The 14,829-nt window shown below is 69.2% G+C and carries 19 protein-coding genes and 1 riboswitch; of the genes, 16 read left to right on the top strand and 3 right to left on the bottom strand.

What is annotated here, in order from left to right:
• The first annotated feature begins 65 nt into the window (after positions 1–65).
• The 11 genes from def to EOV43_RS09115 all read left to right on the top strand — a co-directional run bounded on the left by def (position 66) and on the right by EOV43_RS09115 (position 9,399).
• Positions 66–611 (top strand): peptide deformylase, encoded by a 546-nt coding sequence (def, locus tag EOV43_RS09165; protein WP_128221017.1) that lies wholly within the window; start codon positions 66–68, stop codon positions 609–611.
• A gap of 1 nt (position 612) precedes the next feature.
• Entirely contained in the window at positions 613–1,587 is a 975-nt protein-coding gene (gene fmt, locus EOV43_RS09160) for a methionyl-tRNA formyltransferase (protein WP_128221016.1), read from the top strand.
• A gap of 153 nt (positions 1,588–1,740) precedes the next feature.
• A complete protein-coding gene (locus EOV43_RS09155; RefSeq protein WP_128221015.1) occupies positions 1,741–3,156 on the top strand; it encodes an RsmB/NOP family class I SAM-dependent RNA methyltransferase in 1,416 nt (471 codons plus the stop codon).
• 56 nt (positions 3,157–3,212) lie between these two features.
• Positions 3,213–4,223 carry a DNA polymerase domain-containing protein gene (locus EOV43_RS09150; RefSeq protein WP_128221014.1) on the top strand — a complete coding sequence of 337 codons (1,011 nt, stop codon included), beginning with the start codon at positions 3,213–3,215 and terminating at the stop codon, positions 4,221–4,223.
• 11 nt (positions 4,224–4,234) lie between these two features.
• Complete coding sequence (gene rpe, locus EOV43_RS09145) at positions 4,235–4,909, top strand: ribulose-phosphate 3-epimerase (protein WP_128221013.1); 675 nt, start codon at positions 4,235–4,237, stop codon at positions 4,907–4,909.
• A gap of 139 nt (positions 4,910–5,048) precedes the next feature.
• Positions 5,049–5,178, top strand: a riboswitch (FMN riboswitch).
• Between the two features lie 110 nt (positions 5,179–5,288).
• Entirely contained in the window at positions 5,289–5,987 is a 699-nt protein-coding gene (locus tag EOV43_RS09140) for a riboflavin synthase (RefSeq protein ID WP_128221012.1), read from the top strand.
• Positions 5,984–7,240: a bifunctional 3,4-dihydroxy-2-butanone-4-phosphate synthase/GTP cyclohydrolase II gene (locus tag EOV43_RS09135; protein ID WP_128221011.1), complete on the top strand. Its 1,257-nt coding sequence runs from the start codon at positions 5,984–5,986 to the stop codon at positions 7,238–7,240. Before EOV43_RS09140 ends, EOV43_RS09135 begins: the two co-directional genes overlap by 4 nt.
• Positions 7,237–7,725: a 6,7-dimethyl-8-ribityllumazine synthase gene (gene ribH / locus EOV43_RS09130; protein ID WP_128221010.1), complete on the top strand. Its 489-nt coding sequence runs from the start codon at positions 7,237–7,239 to the stop codon at positions 7,723–7,725. The genes EOV43_RS09135 and ribH overlap by 4 nt, the downstream gene beginning before the upstream one ends.
• A gap of 84 nt (positions 7,726–7,809) precedes the next feature.
• The gene (locus EOV43_RS09125; RefSeq protein WP_128221009.1) at positions 7,810–8,073 is read left to right on the top strand and encodes a phosphoribosyl-ATP diphosphatase; all 264 of its coding nucleotides are present in this window, start codon (positions 7,810–7,812) and stop codon (positions 8,071–8,073) included.
• Positions 8,074–8,084: 11 nt separating this feature from the next.
• Positions 8,085–8,954, top strand: coding sequence for an ATP phosphoribosyltransferase (hisG, locus tag EOV43_RS09120; RefSeq protein WP_128221008.1), 870 nt, complete (start codon positions 8,085–8,087; stop codon positions 8,952–8,954).
• Complete coding sequence (locus EOV43_RS09115; protein WP_128221007.1) at positions 8,938–9,399, top strand: PH domain-containing protein; 462 nt, start codon at positions 8,938–8,940, stop codon at positions 9,397–9,399. Before hisG ends, EOV43_RS09115 begins: the two co-directional genes overlap by 17 nt.
• Before the next feature lie 49 nt (positions 9,400–9,448).
• Here EOV43_RS09115 and EOV43_RS09110 read toward each other — a convergent pair whose 3' ends face one another.
• Genes EOV43_RS09110 through EOV43_RS09100 form a run of 3 tightly spaced genes read right to left on the bottom strand, consistent with a single transcriptional unit; the run spans position 9,449 to position 11,711 of the window.
• Positions 9,449–9,964: a nucleoside/nucleotide kinase family protein gene (locus tag EOV43_RS09110; RefSeq protein WP_128221006.1), complete on the bottom strand. Its 516-nt coding sequence runs from the start codon at positions 9,962–9,964 to the stop codon at positions 9,449–9,451.
• Positions 9,965–9,993: 29 nt separating this feature from the next.
• The gene (locus EOV43_RS09105) at positions 9,994–11,253 is read right to left on the bottom strand and encodes an amino acid deaminase/aldolase (RefSeq protein ID WP_128221005.1); all 1,260 of its coding nucleotides are present in this window, start codon (positions 11,251–11,253) and stop codon (positions 9,994–9,996) included.
• Positions 11,250–11,711 (bottom strand): hypothetical protein, encoded by a 462-nt coding sequence (locus tag EOV43_RS09100; protein ID WP_128221004.1) that lies wholly within the window; start codon positions 11,709–11,711, stop codon positions 11,250–11,252. Before EOV43_RS09100 ends, EOV43_RS09105 begins: the two co-directional genes overlap by 4 nt.
• Positions 11,712–11,784: 73 nt before the next feature.
• Between EOV43_RS09100 and EOV43_RS09095 the strand changes: the two genes are divergently transcribed.
• The 5 genes from EOV43_RS09095 to EOV43_RS09075 all read left to right on the top strand — a co-directional run bounded on the left by EOV43_RS09095 (position 11,785) and on the right by EOV43_RS09075 (position 14,803).
• The gene (locus EOV43_RS09095; protein ID WP_128221003.1) at positions 11,785–12,321 is read left to right on the top strand and encodes an SseB family protein; all 537 of its coding nucleotides are present in this window, start codon (positions 11,785–11,787) and stop codon (positions 12,319–12,321) included.
• 298 nt (positions 12,322–12,619) lie between these two features.
• Complete coding sequence (infC, locus tag EOV43_RS09090; protein WP_128221002.1) at positions 12,620–13,288, top strand: translation initiation factor IF-3; 669 nt, start codon at positions 12,620–12,622, stop codon at positions 13,286–13,288.
• Between the two features lie 69 nt (positions 13,289–13,357).
• Positions 13,358–13,552 carry a 50S ribosomal protein L35 gene (rpmI, locus tag EOV43_RS09085; RefSeq protein ID WP_128221001.1) on the top strand — a complete coding sequence of 65 codons (195 nt, stop codon included), beginning with the start codon at positions 13,358–13,360 and terminating at the stop codon, positions 13,550–13,552.
• Between the two features lie 79 nt (positions 13,553–13,631).
• Entirely contained in the window at positions 13,632–14,015 is a 384-nt protein-coding gene (gene rplT, locus EOV43_RS09080; RefSeq protein WP_128221000.1) for a 50S ribosomal protein L20, read from the top strand.
• Between the two features lie 8 nt (positions 14,016–14,023).
• Positions 14,024–14,803 carry a TrmH family RNA methyltransferase gene (locus EOV43_RS09075; RefSeq protein ID WP_128220999.1) on the top strand — a complete coding sequence of 260 codons (780 nt, stop codon included), beginning with the start codon at positions 14,024–14,026 and terminating at the stop codon, positions 14,801–14,803.
• Positions 14,804–14,829: the final 26 nt, after the last annotated feature.

The following is a 14,829-nucleotide window of genomic DNA, read 5'->3' as shown; positions in this document are numbered from 1 at the left end:
CGTCGTCGGCGCTCACTAGACTGGTCGGCACGAGTGGCGGAGTCGTTCCGCCCGAGAGGAGTCACGTGTCCGTCCAGCCGATCCGCCTGTTCGGTGACCCGATCCTGCGCAAGCCTGCGCTCGAGGTGGTCACCTTCGACAAGGAACTGCGCACGCTCGTGCAGGACCTCACCGAGACGATGAACAAGGCCGGTGGTGCCGGACTCGCCGCGCCCCAGATCGGTGTCGGCCTGCGCGCCTTCACCTGGAACATCGACGGCGAGCTCGGACACCTGATCAACCCCGTCCTCGACCTCAGCGACGAGATCCAGGACGGCCCCGAGGGCTGCCTCTCCCTGCCCGACCTGGCCTATGACTGCAAGCGCGCCCTGCGCGTGGTGGCCAAGGGCTTCAACATGCACGGAGACCCCGTGACCATCGAGGGTTCGGACCTGCTGGCGCGTTGCATCCAGCACGAGACCGACCACCTCGACGGCGTGCTCTTCATCGATCGCCTCGACACCGACGCCCGCAAGGCTGCGATGAAGGCGATCCGCGAGTCCGACTGGTTCGGTCTCGAGAAGCCCACGGTCAAGGTCTCTCCCCACGCCACGAACGGATTCGGTTTCTGACATGCGCATCGTCTTCGCCGGCACCCCTGAGGTCGCCGTTCCTTCCCTGGACGCCTTCGTCGCCTCTGAGCAAGAGGTCGTCGCCGTCGTCACCCGCCCCGACGCCCCGTCGGGTCGTGGACGCAAGCTGGTGGCCTCCCCGGTGGCGCAGCGTGCCGAGGAGTTGGGCATCCCGGTGCTCAAGCCTGAGCACCCGCGTGACCCCGAGTTCCAGGCCCAGCTCAAGGAGCTCGCTCCCGACGCCTGCCCCGTGGTCGCCTACGGTGCGCTGCTGCCGCAGTCCGCACTCGACATCCCGAAGCACGGCTGGATCAACCTGCACTTCTCCTTGCTCCCGGCCTGGCGCGGTGCCGCCCCGGTGCAGCACTCGGTCTGGGCCGGTGACGAGTTCACCGGTGCCACCACGTTCCGCATCGTCAAGGCTCTCGACGCCGGCCCCACGTTCGGCGTCATGACCGAGCGCGTCCGCGACACCGACACCTCCGGTGATCTCCTGGGCCGTCTCGCCGAGGGTGGCGCGCACCTGCTGGTGCAGACGATCTCCGGCATCGAGACCGGCCAGATCGAGGCCCGCGAGCAGCCTGAGGACGGCATCACCATCGCGCCGAAGATCCTCGTCGAGCACGCCCGCATCGACTGGGCCGACACCGCGCTGCGCATCGACCGTCAGGTCCGTGCCTGCACCCCTGCGCCGGGTGCCTGGAGCCTGTTCGAGGGTGAGCGGATCAAGATCGGTCCGGTCACCATCGCCGATGACCACGAGCCGCTGGCCCCCGGCGTCATCGAGGTGGCCAAGAAGGCCGTCTTCGTGGGCACCTCCTCGGTGCCGGTGAAGCTCGGCGAGGTCAAGGCGTTCGGCAAGAAGCAGATGAACGCAGCTGACTGGGCCCGCGGCGCGCGTCTCGAGTCCGGCGTCGTGCTGGGTGTCGAGAAGCCGGCCGAGGACGACGCAGCAGCTGAGTCCACCGAGGCCTGAGCCTCCCGTGCCCTGAGCCTCCCGTGCCCCGTGCCGCACCGGTCTTCCCGGTGCGGCACAGGCACATCTCGTCCCGGACCAACCGGTGCGGCACGAACCATCACCGAGGTGCGGCCCCCACGCTGCGCCGTCTCGTCAAGGAGCACTTCTCACATGGGTGAGTACCGTCGTCGTGGACGTCCTGCGGGTCGTAGCGGCCCCCGTCCCGGGAGCAAGCCGGGCGCCGGTGCGCCCGAAGCAGGCAAGCGCCCCGGCAATCGGTCCAAGGTGGACCCGTCGCGTCTGGCCGCCTTCGACGTCCTCAAGGCTGTCCGGGTCGAGGACGCCTACGCCAACCTGGTGCTCCCCAACGTGCTGGAGAAGCACGACCTGAATGGACGTGATGCCGCGTTCGCGACCGAGCTCGCTGCCGGTGCGATCCGCTGGCAGGGGCTGTACGACGCGATCATCGACGCCAACCTCGACAAGCCGCGTCTGGAGGCGAAGGTCCGCGACGTGCTGCGTCTCGGTGTTCACCAGCTCCTCGCGATGCGCGTGCCTGACCATGCCGCGATCGCGACCAGCGTCGAGCTGACCCGCGACCGTGTCGGCACCGGGCCCACGGGTCTGGTCAACGCGGTGCTCCGCAAGGTGGCGGCGCACGGCATGGGTGCCTGGATCGGTCAGGTCGCCCCCGACCCGGCTCGTGACCTCACCGGTCACCTCGCTGTTGCGACCTCGCACCCCCGCTGGGTGGTGCAGCGTCTGGCTGACGCATTGGAGGGTCACGGCCGTTCCCGCGACGAGGTCGCCGACCTCCTCGCTGCCGACAACGTCTCCCCGAAGGTCACCCTGGTGGCACGTCCGGGCCTGGTCGAGGTCGACGAACTCGTCGAGGCCGGCGCCGAGGCGACCGGACGTTCTCCCTACGCCCTCACCTGGGGCGGTGGCGACCTGTCCGAGGTCCCGGCTCTGGTCCAGGGACGCGCGGGTGTCCAGGACGAGGGTTCGCAGCGTGTTGCTCTCGCCGTCGACGAGGCCGTGGTGGAAGGCCGCGACGAACTGTGGCTCGACCTCTGCGCCGGTCCCGGCGGCAAGACCGCCCTGCTCGCCTCCCTGGCCGCTCGACGTGGCGCGAAGGTCGTCGCGAACGAGGCCCAGCACCACCGCGCCAAGCTGGTGGCCCGTGGTGTCCGTGCCGCGGGTGCCGGCATGGCTGGTGTCCTGACCGGTGACGGCACCCAGCCCGCCTGGGCTCCCGGTACCTTCGACCGCGTCCTGGTCGACGCCCCCTGCTCCGGTCTCGGCGCGCTGCGTCGTCGTCCGGAGTCGCGCTGGCGTCGTACCGAGAAGGACGTTCTCGAGCTCGTCGACCTGCAGAAGGCCCTGCTCCGCAACGCCCTCGACGCCGTGCGCCCTGGCGGCGTCGTGGTGTATGCGACCTGTTCGCCGGTGCTGGAGGAGACCTCTGGCGTGGTCGAGGCGATCCTGGCCGAGCGCGACGACGTGACCGAGGAGTCCCGCTTCCAGCTGTGGCCGCACACCGACGCCTCCGACGCGATGTTCACTGCTGTGCTGCGGCGCAGCTGATCGATCGCAGCAGCCAGCCTCTTCCGGACGCCCCGTGCCCCACCTACCGTGGGGGCATGGGGCGTTCTGCATCCGCTGCACCAGCGGTCATGGTCGAGGTCGAGGACGTCGTGGTCCGGATCAGCAACCCGGATCGCATCTACTTCCCTGGCGTGGGGCCAGGCGCGGGGGTGACCAAGCTCGATCTCGCCGAGTACCACCTCAGCGTGGGATCCGGGATGGTGAACGCATTGCGGGAACGCCCGTGCATGCTGCACCGCTACCCGAAGGGGCTGGTCGGTCAGCCGGGGATCGAGAAGGTGCACCAGAAGAAGGTGCCGTCCGGGAAACCGTCGTGGGTGGAGACCGTCAGCGTGCACTTCCCGCGCTTCGACCGCGACGTCGACGAACTCTGCGTGACACGGTTGGCGAGCGTGATCTGGGCGGTGCAGATGTCGGCGGTCGAGTTCCATCCGTGGAACAGCCGGCGCGCGGACGTCGAACGTCCCGACGAGTGGCGCATCGACCTCGATCCGGGCCCCGACGCCGACTGGGCGCGGGTGCGTCGGGTTGCGGGCGTGGTGCACGAGGTGCTCGACGAACTGGGGGCTGTGGGGTACCCGAAGACCTCGGGCGGCTCGGGGATCCACGTCAACGTCCGGATTGAACCGACGGTGACGTTCGCCGACCTGCGTCGTGCTGCGGCCGCGTTCGCCGAGGAGGTACGACGCCGTGCGCCCGACGACGTGGCGACGACGTGGTGGCGCAAGGACCGCGACCCCGCCCACGTCTTCGTCGACTGGAACCAGAACACCCGCGACCACACGGTGGCCGCTGCCTATTCGGTGCGTGGGGTGCCGAGTGCCCGGGTGAGCGCGCCGGTGCGGTGGGACGAGATCGACGATTGCGTCCCGGACGACTTCACCGTCCTGACGATGCCGGCCCGCTTCGAAGCCCTGGGGGACCTGCATGCCGACATCGACGACCACCCGTTCGACGTGGCTTCGCTGGTGGAGTGGGCCGCGCGTGACGAGGCTGCGGGGGAGTCTCCGATCCCGTCCGCAGGGAGCGACCACGGCGCGCCGTAGACTCCCCGATCGTGGGTATTCAGATCACGCCGTCCATCTTGAACGCTGACCTCGCCGCCCTCGGCGCAGAGGTCGCCCGAATCGAATCTGCTGACTGGGTTCACGTGGATGTCATGGACAACCACTTCGTGCCGAACCTGACGCTGGGTCTCCCGGTCATCGAGAGCCTGCGCAAGCACACCACGCTCCCGTTCGACGCGCACCTGATGATCGCTGACCCCGACCGCTGGGCTCCCGCCTACGCCGAGGCCGGCTGTGGTTCGATCACCTTCCACGCCGAGGCCGCTGCCGCCCCGGTCCGCCTGGCCCGTGAGATCCGTGCCCAGGGCGCCCGTGCCTCGATGGCACTCAAGCCCGCGACCCCGATCGAGCAGTACGAGGACATGCTCGGCGAGCTCGACATGCTCCTGATCATGACCGTCGAGCCCGGCTTCGGTGGCCAGAAGTTCCTCGACCTCTGCCTGCCCAAGATCCGCAAGGCGCGCGAGATGATGAAGAAGCACGGCCTGGAGACCTGGCTGCAGGTCGACGGCGGTGTCTCCTTGGAGACCATCGAGCGGTGCGCCGAGGCCGGAGCTGACGTCTTCGTCGCAGGTTCGGCCGTCTACTCGGCCGCCGACCCCGACAAGATGGTCAACGAACTGCGTGCGAAGGCGGAGATCGCCTCCGCCCGCTGCGCCCACTGACGTTCACCGCAGGAGCCCCGTCGACCACCCGGTCGGCGGGGCTCCTGCGTGTTCAGCAGTGAACGCGTCCAGAGCACGGACCCCATGTAAGTCCAGCAACTAAGTATGGTTTAGGGTGGTCTCACGAGTTGTCCACAACTCGCGTGCTCTGGGGGCGGTGAAATTCCGCACCGGCGGTGAAAGTCCGCGACCCGACCGCATCCAGCGGCCGGTTGAGCAGGTGAAATTCCTGCACCGACGGTCAAAGTCCGGATGGTAAGTGCACGCTGATCCGTTCCATTCCTGCGACCCGTCCCACCCTTCTCGGGCGACGGTGCGTGCCGGCACGGATCCGCAAGACTCCCGAAGTTCGTGAGCTCCCGAACCCAAGGAGAAACGAATGTTCACCGGAATCATCGAAGAGCTCGGCGCCGTCCACGCCGTGCACGAGCTCACCGACGCCGTCCGCCTCACCGTCCGCAGCACCGAGCTGCTCGACGGCGTGAAGCTGGGCGACTCCATCGCCGTCAACGGTTGCTGCCTCACTGTCGCCGCCACCGGATCGAGCGAACCCGACGGGCCGATCGATCTCTGGGTCGCCGACGTCATGGCCGAGAGCCTGGCCCGCACCACCCTCGCCGGCCTCCGGGCCGGGGACGCCGTCAACCTCGAACGCGCCGTCGCCGCCGACACCCGCCTGGGCGGACACGTCGTCCAGGGGCACGTCGACGGGATCGGCACCGTCGTCGACCGTCGACCCAGCCAGAACTGGGAGATCGTCGAGTTCACCGTCCCCGACGCCCTCGCACCCCTGCTGGTCGAGAAGGGTTCGATCACCATCGACGGCACCAGCCTCACCGTCGTCGACCTCACCCTGCACGAGGACGGCACCACGACGTTCACCGTCAGCCTGATCCCCGAGACCCTGGCCCGCACCACCCTCGGCACCCGCGCCGTGGGGGAGCAGGTCAACCTGGAGAGCGACGTCCTGGCTCGCCACGTCGCCCGGATCGTCGAACACCAGGTGGCTGCACAGGTCGAGGCGCGCCTCGACGCCGCGGTCGCCCAGGCTCTCGTCGCCGCGGGGGTACTGGCATGAGCATCCGACTCGACACCGTCGAGGCAGCCATCGCTGCCGTCGCCGCCGGGGGAGCCGTCATCGTCGTCGATGACGAGGACCGCGAGAACGAGGGCGACATCATCTTCGCCGCCGACGCCGCCACCCCCGAACTGATGGCCTTCACCGTCCGGCACTCCTCGGGAGTCATCTGCGTCCCCCTGGAGGCAGAACGCCTCAGCGCACTCGACATCCCACTCATGACGCCACACAACCAGGACCCGCTCCGCACCGCCTACACCGTCTCCGTCGACGCGGCCGTCGGCGTCAGCACCGGCATCTCTGCTGCCGACCGGGCACACACCGCCCGACTGCTCGCTGACCCCGACGCAGTACGCGGCGACTTCACCCGCCCCGGACATGTGTTCCAGTTGCGCTACCGGGCCGGGGGAGTACTGGTGCGCCGTGGGCACACCGAAGCCGCCGTCGACCTCGCCCGACTGGCCGGACGCGCACCCGTCGGCGTCCTCGTCGAAGTGGTCAACGACGACGGCACCATGAAGCGCGGACAGCAACTGCGCGACTTCGCCGACGACCACGGACTGCCGATGATCTCCATCGACGCCCTGGTCGCCCACCGTCGTCGCACCGAACTCCACGTCGAACGCCTCGCCTCCACGCCGTTGCCCACCGCTCACGGAGTCTTCGCGGCGCACGGGTATCGATCCCTGCTCGACGACACCGAACACGTCGCCCTCGTCGTCGGCGACCTGAGCGACCCGGCGGAGGAGACGGACGGTCGGGCCGGGGGAGAAGCCCCACTGGTCCGGGTCCACTCCGAATGCCTCACCGGCGACGTTCTCGGGTCGGCCCGCTGTGACTGCGGGCCGCAGTTGGAGGAGTCGCTGCGGCAGGTCCAGGCAGCCGGACGCGGCGTCGTCGTCTACCTCCGGGGTCACGAAGGACGCGGGATCGGGCTGGTGGAGAAGCTGCGCGCCTACGCATTGCAGGACGACGGCGCCGACACCCTCGACGCCAACCTGGCCCTCGGCCACCCCGGTGACGCCCGCACCTACGAGACCGCTGCGCACGTCCTGCGCGACCTCGGCGTCACGTCGGTCCGGTTGCTGACCAACAACCCCGACAAGGCCCGGCAACTCGCCGCACTCGGGATCGAGGTGGAAGCCGTCGAACCACTCGTCGTCGCACCCACGCCGGAGAACCTGCACTACCTGCAGACCAAACGGGACCGCTTCGGCCACGCTTTCCCCAGCCTCGAGGAGGAGACCGCATGAGCGGCCACGGAGCACCCCTGACCCAGCCCGTCGCGTCGGCGCACCTGCGGGTGGCCGTCATTGCCGGCACCTGGCACGCCGAGGTGACCGACGGCCTGATCGCCGGAGCTCAGCGGGCACTCGCCGCCTATGGCGTCACCGACCATGTCCTGCTGCGGGTGCCGGGAGCCTTCGAGCTCCCGGTCGTCGCCGCGGCCGCTGCTCGCACGCACGACGCCGTCGTCGCACTCGGCGTCGTGGTCCGGGGAGGGACCCCGCACTTCGAGTACGTCTGCTCGGCGGCCACCGACGGACTGACCCGGGTGGCGCTCGACACCGGAGTCCCGGTCGGGTTCGGGTTGCTGACCTGCGACACCGACGCCCAGGCCCTCGACCGCGCCGGTCTGCCCGGCTCGAGCGAGGACAAGGGGTACGAGGCGACCGCTGCGGCGTTGGACACCGCACACGTCCTGGCACACCTGCGCTCCGGCGCTGTGACCGGCTGACATTGCTCCCGGCCGGACACGCACGGTGTCCGGCCGGGACCCGCGGTGCAGGAGTTGTGTCCGCGACGGCCTAGACTCGCCCTCGTGAAGACGTTCGAAGGACTGTGGGCAGAACTCAACGAGATCGCCGCTAGCCGCCCCGAGGGATCCGGCACGGTACGAGCACTCGACGCCGGTGTCCATACGATCGGCAAGAAGCTCGTCGAGGAGGCCGCCGAGTCCTGGATGGCCGCCGAGTACGAGGGCAAGGACGCCACCGCGGAGGAGCTCAGCCAGCTCCTGTACCACGCGCAGGTCCTGATGATTGCCTCCGGTATCACGCTCGAAGACGTCTACTCCCACCTCTGAGGATCCCCCTGATGGCTCAGCCCACCGACGCCCCCCTGTTGCGCGTCGCCGTCCCCAACAAGGGCGCCCTGTCCGCTGCTGCGTCCGAGATCCTCAAGGACTCGGGCTACCGCCAGCGCCGCGACTCCAAGGAGCTCGCGATCATCGACGTCGAGAACGGCGTCGAGTTCTTCTACCTCCGTCCCCGTGACATCGCCCTGTACGTGGGCTCCGGCACGCTCGACGTCGGCATCACCGGTCGCGACCTGCTCGCCGACTCCGGTGCCTCCGCGATCGAGATCCGCGACCTCGGTTTCGGTGCCTCGCGCTTCCACTTCGCCGGCCCCGCTGGCAAGTACTCCTCGCTCGATGACCTCGAGGGCAAGCGCATCGCGACCTCGTACACCGGCATCGTCCAGGCGTTCCTCGACGAGCGCGGCATCAACGCCTCCGTCGTCCGCCTCGACGGCGCGGTCGAGACCTCGATCCAGCTCGGTGTCGCCGATGTCATCGCTGACGTCGTCGAGACCGGTTCGACGCTGCGCCTGGCCGGTCTGGCCACGTTCGGCGAGGAGATCCTGCGCTCCTCGGCCATCCTCGTCACCCGCGAGGGCGCCGAGAGCCACCCCGGTTTCGAGACGTTCCGTCAGCGCATCGAGGGCGTCCTGCTGGCTCGCTCGTACGTGATGATGGACTACGACATCCGCTCCGAGCACGTCCAGGACGCCGTCGCACTGACCCCGGGCATCGAGTCCCCGACGGTCTCCCCGCTGCACCGCGAGGGCTGGGTCGCCGTCCGCGCGATGGTTCCCCGCAACGGTTCGCAGCGCCTCATGGACCAGCTCCACGACATGGGTGCCCGCGGCATCCTGCTGACCGCGATCAATGCCTGCCGCCTCTGACAGCGGTTCGACCGCCCAGCCGGACGCCAGGAACACCTGGCGCCCGCTGGGCGTCGCGATCGCGAGCGGCTTCTTCTTCGCCATGCTCGTGATCGTCTGTCTGGTGGCCTGGGTCGGCTTCGGCGACGAGGTCCGTGGCCAGTTCACCTTCGCCCAGCGCGCCACCCTGATCGGGATCGGCGTCGGCATCGGTGTGATCCTGTTCGGCCTGTGCCGCTCCAAGGTCACCGTCACCGACGAGGGCGTCGTGGTGGTCAACGGCTACCGCACCTACCGTCACGCCTGGGCCGAGGTGGAGTCCGTCCACCTCAAGTCCGGTTCGCCGTGGGCGTCGCTGCGCCTCGTCAACGGTGACCGCACCCAGGTGATGGCTCTCCAGGGCTCCGACGGGGACCGTGCACGCGCCGGTGTCCGTGCGATCCGGGCTCGGCTGCAGAGCAAGTGAGCCTGCGCACCTGAGCTCCAGCAACTGAACCACCGCCGAAGGGTCGGTCTCACGTCCAGAACGTGAGGTCGGCCCTTCGTCGTGTCTGCTCCCGTTCGTGGTGGGCACGTTCCTGGGTCGCCCACGTCTCGAACCACGGCGCGTAGTCGTCGCCGTCGCGGGCCAGGGCCCGGTCGCGGCGGGTGGTCGCGTCGGCGTCCACCCAGACCATCAGGTCCACGTGGCGCTGGAGGCGCCTTGCACCGGCGCCCACTCCTTCGACCAGCACGACGTCAGCGACCGGCACGACCGCCGGCGTCGTGAAGTGCCCGCGGTGCCAGTCGTAGCGCCGGTGCTGCAGCACGCGGCGCTCGCCGAGTCGGGACAGGACCTGAGTGGCCACCGCGTCCACGGCTGACTCCACCCCGGTCCAGCCGTCGAGGAGGTCGTCGAGATGGATGACGACCGCCCCGGGAACCAGAGCCTGCACGGCCTCGGCCGCCGTCGACTTCCCCGAGCCTGACGGGCCGTCGATGGCCACGACGAGCGGTCGGTCACCGGGGGAGGGGTGAGGAAGCGCAGCCACGATCTGCCGGGCCGCGTCGTCGGTCGTGGTCAGAACGCCTGACCCTGCCCGCGGTAGCTCGGCACCGTCTCCACGATCCGGTCTCCGGTCACGAGGTGGACGTCGCGGACGTGCTCGAAGAGTTCGCCCGACTTCGCGTGCCGGAACCAGACGAGATCGCCGACCTGCAACGACGACGCAGGGGAGCCGACCAACGGGGTCTGCACCTCGCCCGCACCCTCGGTACCGATCAGGTCCAGGCCCGGGGGAGCCCATGGCAGAGGCGAGCGGTCCGCGCCGGTCGGGCCCGACGCGATCAGGCCGCCACCGTGCACGGTGACGGTGTCGGGGGCAGGACGTCGCGTGACCGGGAGCCCGAAGAACGCAGCAGGTCGCGGCGCGAAGGAGCGGTAGTGGTCGAAGATGCCCGGCACCAGCAGGCCCGAACCCGCGGTCACCTCGGTCACCGACGGGTCGCCGGCCGACGTCTCGAGCGAACCGGAACCACCGGCGTTGAAGAACTCCAAGGACGTCAGGCCCGTGGCTGCGAGCACGGAATGGAGGACCTCGCGCCGGCGCGACGCGAGCTGGCGGACGGAGGCCCGCTTGATCCCACGGATCGCGACCGAACGGATGTCGCGGCGAGCGTCGGCAAGGCCAGCGACCTGGCCCTCGTACGTCATGACGCCGACGAGGCGGAAGCCGGGACGCGTGGCGATCTCGGCAGCCAGATCGGCAGCGATCGAGGCCGACCGGACGGGCGAGCGACGGGGGCCGACGACGCCGGAGCCCAGGTGCAGGCCGGCGTCGACGTCGAGGCAGAGGCGCACCGGAGTCCGGGCGGCGTCGGCATCAACTGCGTCGAGGCTGCTCCTGACGGCGTCGATCAGGTCGAGGTGGGCCACGTCGTCCACCATCAGGGTGACTGCGGCCAGAGCTGTCGGGGAGGTCAGCAGGGCAGCGAGGGCGCGACGGTCGACCGTCGGGTAGGCGACGACGACGTCGTCGCTGACGCCGGTCTCCACCAGGTGCAACGCCTCTGCGAGCGTGAACCCCAGGACGCCGGAGAAGCCGGGCAGGGCCAGTGCTCGCTCGATCAGTGCCGGGACACGCAGGGACTTCGAGGCGACCCTGATCGGGGTGCCGCCGGCGCGACGGACCAGATCGGCGGCGTTGGCGTCGAAGGCGTCGAGGTCGACGACGGCAGTGGGGGAGCCGAGTGGCTCGGGGTGGGCTGCGACCGCGCGGTCGAGTCGCTGCCACAGCGTGTTGCGTGCCTGCAGTCCGAGGTGGACGCGGGTGCTGCTCATTCGATGCCTCGGCGGCGCAGCAGTTCTTCGATGTCGCCCAGACCGTCGTCGGCTGCATCATCGGTCGGTGCGGCGCTGGTCGGTGCGGCGCCGCGCGCGCGGGGCTGGGAGGCGCGCACCCGCCGGGCAGCGCGGGGCGTGGCCACGGCGGGGGCGTCGTCCTCCCGGCTGCGGAGGAATGCGGCGAGCAGGATCAGCGCGATCGCCAGGGCGCCGAGCCCCAGCCCCAGCCCGAACCCGAAGGAGAGGACGATGCCCGAGGTCCAGCGGGTGACCGCCGTGGCCACGCGACCGACGAGGGTGAAGACGCCGGTGAGCCATGCGGCGGGGATCAGTAGCGCCCAACCCAGAGCCCGCACGCCGGCGGTGGTTCCGCGCCGGGTGAAGGCCCACCAGGTGCCGACCGCGCCGAGTCCGGTGGCCAGCAGTGCGAGGAGGTTCCACATCACGTCGTTCACCGCACCAGCGTCCCACACGGCCGGCTGCGCGCGTGCGAGGAGACGGCCCCTGCGACGGTAGGCTGGCGCCACCATGAGCGAGCCGAAGCGCGAGATCGACCCGAACCGTTTTGCCGGAGCCGAGATCATCCAGTCGTCCTTCCCCGACGACGACGGCACCTGTGCCCCGGCCCTGGCGGCAGCCCTCACTGCCTACGCCCAGGACCGCAGCGTCTTCCCCGACGTGATCACCGCACTGGCGCCTACGCGTCTGCTGGTCCCGGTGGTCGCCCTCCTCGGTGAGGTCGACTACGACGAGAAGGGCCTGGCTCACGACAAGTCCTCCGACATGGCCACCGTCCTGGTCACCGGCGCGGACGGCCGTCAGGCGTTGATCGCGTTCACCTCCACCGAGGCGCTGCACCGCTGGAACCCCGAGGCCCGCCCGGTGCCCGTGCCCGCGCACGTGGCCGCGCTGAGTGCCGTGCAGGAGAAGGCGGCGGCGCTCGTCGTCGACATCGCCGGTCCGGTGCCGTTCGTGATCCAGGGGACCGACCTCGAGCCGTTCGCCGCCCAGTGGCAGATGGTCCGTGTCGGCGAACAGTCCGGATGGATGCGTCCGGCCGAGTGAGTCTGAAGGAGTGAGTCCGGAGTTGGTCAACGGGGCACGGCTGGTCTACAGTCGTCCCTGTTGACCGATTGCAGCCAGTTCTCTGGGTGTGATCTTCAAGCGGAGGCAAGCATTGCGTCTCCCACCCGCATCGACCGCGAGGTCGTCGGGTCCGGTCCTGGGCAGGAAGAGATTCCCGCCCGGTGTGCTCCTGAGTTCGGGACGCGATTGACTGGCTTCCGCTTCGACAAGCGGAAGCCATTGTTCATTTCGGGACAAGGTCCGCACACAAACCACTGGAGGACACATCAGTACTGAGTTGCGCATCAACGAGCGGATCCGGGTTCCCGAGGTTCGGCTCGTCGGTCCCAACGGCGAGACGGTCGGCATCGTTCCGACCGACCAGGCACTGAAGCTGGCCCAGGAGGCCGACCTCGACCTGGTCGAGATCGCGCCCCAGGGCCGCCCGCCCGTCTGCAAGCTCATGGACTACGGGAAGTTCAAGTACGAGAACGCCCAGAAGGCCCGTGACGCGCGACGGAACCAGACGAACGTCATCATCAAGGAGATGAAGCTTCGTCCGAAGATCGACTCGCACGACTACGAGACGAAGAAGGGCCACGTCGTCCGCTTCCTCAAGGCCGGCGACAAGGTCAAGATCACGATCATGTTCCGCGGTCGTGAGCAGCACCGCCCCGAGCTCGGCTTCCGCCTGCTGCAGAAGCTGGCCGAGGACGTGCAGGAGCTCGGCTTCGTGGAGTCGTCCCCCAAGCAGGACGGTCGCAACATGACCATGGTGCTCGGCCCGCACAAGAAGAAGGCCGACGCCAAGGTCGACGTCCAGGCTGAGAAGGACGCCAAGGTCGCGGAGCGCGAGGCAGCTGCTGAGATCGAGCGCGCCGGACGCGCTCCGAAGGAAGGCCAGCTCGTCGCCCAGAAGAAGGAGCGCAAGCGCTCCGAGAACCTGGACCCCGAGATCGAGGCCTGAGCCCCACCCCTAGTACTTCGGCGGCCCGATGGGCTGCCGCCGCACCACGATAAGAGAGGGCACATCCAGATGCCGAAGAACAAGAGCCACTCCGGTGCCGGCAAGCGCTTCCGCGTGACCGGTTCGGGCAAGATCCTTCGCGAGAAGGCCGGCAAGCGCCACAACCTTGAGAAGAAGTCCTCCAAGGTCACCCGTCGCCTCACCGGCACCGTCGAGGTTGCCAAGGCTGACGTGCCCCGCGCCAAGAAGCTTCTCGGTCGCTGACGCGACGCCCTCACCCCAGAACTTTTCGGCGCTCTCCTGATCTGGAGCTCGCCGGCATGACAAGCATCAAGGAGTCAAGATGGCACGCGTCAAGCGCGCAGTAAACGCCCACAAGAAGCGTCGGGTCATTCTCGAGCGCGCCAAGGGTTACCGCGGCCAGCGTTCGCGCCTGTACCGCAAGGCCAAGGAGCAGGTCACCCACTCCCTGGTCTACAACTACAACGACCGTCGCAAGAACAAGGGCAACTTCCGCAAGCTCTGGATCCAGCGCATCAACGCTGCTTCCCGCGCGAACGGCATGACCTACAACCGCTTCATCCAGGGTCTTGGCCTGGCTGGCATCGAGGTCGACCGCAAGATCCTTGCTGACCTCGCCGTCAACGACGCCCCCGCGTTCGTCGCTCTGGTCGAGGCTGCCAAGGCTGCCCTCCCGGCCGACGTCAACGCCCCCAAGGCTTCCTGACGTATCTCGTGAACACTCCTCTGTCCCACGCGAACACGCGGGTCAAGGAGGCACGGAAGTTGAGCCGCCGCTCGGTGCGAACCGAGCGGCGGCTTTTCCTTGCCGACGGCCCGAAGGCCGTTGAGGGTGCCCTCACGGTGCCCGACTGCGTCGTCGAGGTCTACGCGACCGTCAAGGCCGCCGACGAGTACGCAGACCTCCTCGCCGACGCACCCCAGGTGTGGCTGGTGGAGGACCGCGCGATGGAGACCCTCTCGGACTCCGTCTCGCCTGCTGGCGTCGTGGCCGTGTGTCGGTTCCTCGACGTCGAGCTCGCTGACGTGCTGGCCGGCTCGCCGCGACTGGTGAGCATCTGCGCCGACGTGCGTGACCCCGGCAACGCCGGCACGGTCATCCGTACCTCTGACGCTGCCGGAGCGGCAGCCGTCATCCTGGCCGGCAACTCCGTCGACCCCTACAACCCCAAGACGGTGCGTGCCACCGTCGGGAGCCTCTTCCACCTACCGATCGTCCGCGTCGACGACCCGGCGCAGGCAGTGGCTGCCCTGCAGCAGGCCGGCCTGACCGTCCTGGCTGCAGACGGTGGCGGCGAGGACGACCTCTTCACCACCGACCTCGAGCCCGCCACGGCGTGGCTCTTCGGCAACGAGGCGTGGGGTCTTCCCGACGAGCTCGCTGCCGTGGCAGACCGTCGGGTCTCGATCCCGATCCACGGCCGCGCCGAGAGTCTGAACCTGGCCACGGCCGCAGCGGTGTGCCTCTACGCCTCCGCGCGCGCCCAGCGCTGACGCACGCCAGTGCGCACGTCCGGCCG

This window comes from Nocardioides yefusunii, from assembly GCF_004014875.1.
Taxonomy (GTDB): Bacteria; Actinomycetota; Actinomycetes; order Propionibacteriales; family Nocardioidaceae; genus Nocardioides; species Nocardioides yefusunii.
This window is presented reverse-complemented; position numbering and strand designations above follow the sequence as displayed.

What these genes read in the sequence shown, in the direction of transcription:
- EOV43_RS09150 (WP_128221014.1), top strand. Translation starts at nt 3,213, where the DNA reads ATGGGGCGTTCTGCATCCGCTGCACCAGCGGTCATGGTCGAGGTCGAG.
- EOV43_RS09115 (WP_128221007.1), top strand. Translation starts at nt 8,938, where the DNA reads ATGCCTGCCGCCTCTGACAGCGGTTCGACCGCCCAGCCGGACGCCAGG.
- EOV43_RS09135 (WP_128221011.1), top strand. Translation starts at nt 5,984, where the DNA reads ATGAGCATCCGACTCGACACCGTCGAGGCAGCCATCGCTGCCGTCGCC.
- rplT (WP_128221000.1), top strand. Translation starts at nt 13,632, where the DNA reads ATGGCACGCGTCAAGCGCGCAGTAAACGCCCACAAGAAGCGTCGGGTC.
- EOV43_RS09140 (WP_128221012.1), top strand. Translation starts at nt 5,289, where the DNA reads ATGTTCACCGGAATCATCGAAGAGCTCGGCGCCGTCCACGCCGTGCAC.
- fmt (WP_128221016.1), top strand. Translation starts at nt 613, where the DNA reads ATGCGCATCGTCTTCGCCGGCACCCCTGAGGTCGCCGTTCCTTCCCTG.
- EOV43_RS09155 (WP_128221015.1), top strand. Translation starts at nt 1,741, where the DNA reads ATGGGTGAGTACCGTCGTCGTGGACGTCCTGCGGGTCGTAGCGGCCCC.
- EOV43_RS09095 (WP_128221003.1), top strand. Translation starts at nt 11,785, where the DNA reads ATGAGCGAGCCGAAGCGCGAGATCGACCCGAACCGTTTTGCCGGAGCC.
- ribH (WP_128221010.1), top strand. Translation starts at nt 7,237, where the DNA reads ATGAGCGGCCACGGAGCACCCCTGACCCAGCCCGTCGCGTCGGCGCAC.
- EOV43_RS09105 (WP_128221005.1), bottom strand. Translation starts at nt 11,253, where the DNA reads ATGAGCAGCACCCGCGTCCACCTCGGACTGCAGGCACGCAACACGCTG.
- rpmI (WP_128221001.1), top strand. Translation starts at nt 13,358, where the DNA reads ATGCCGAAGAACAAGAGCCACTCCGGTGCCGGCAAGCGCTTCCGCGTG.
- hisG (WP_128221008.1), top strand. Translation starts at nt 8,085, where the DNA reads ATGGCTCAGCCCACCGACGCCCCCCTGTTGCGCGTCGCCGTCCCCAAC.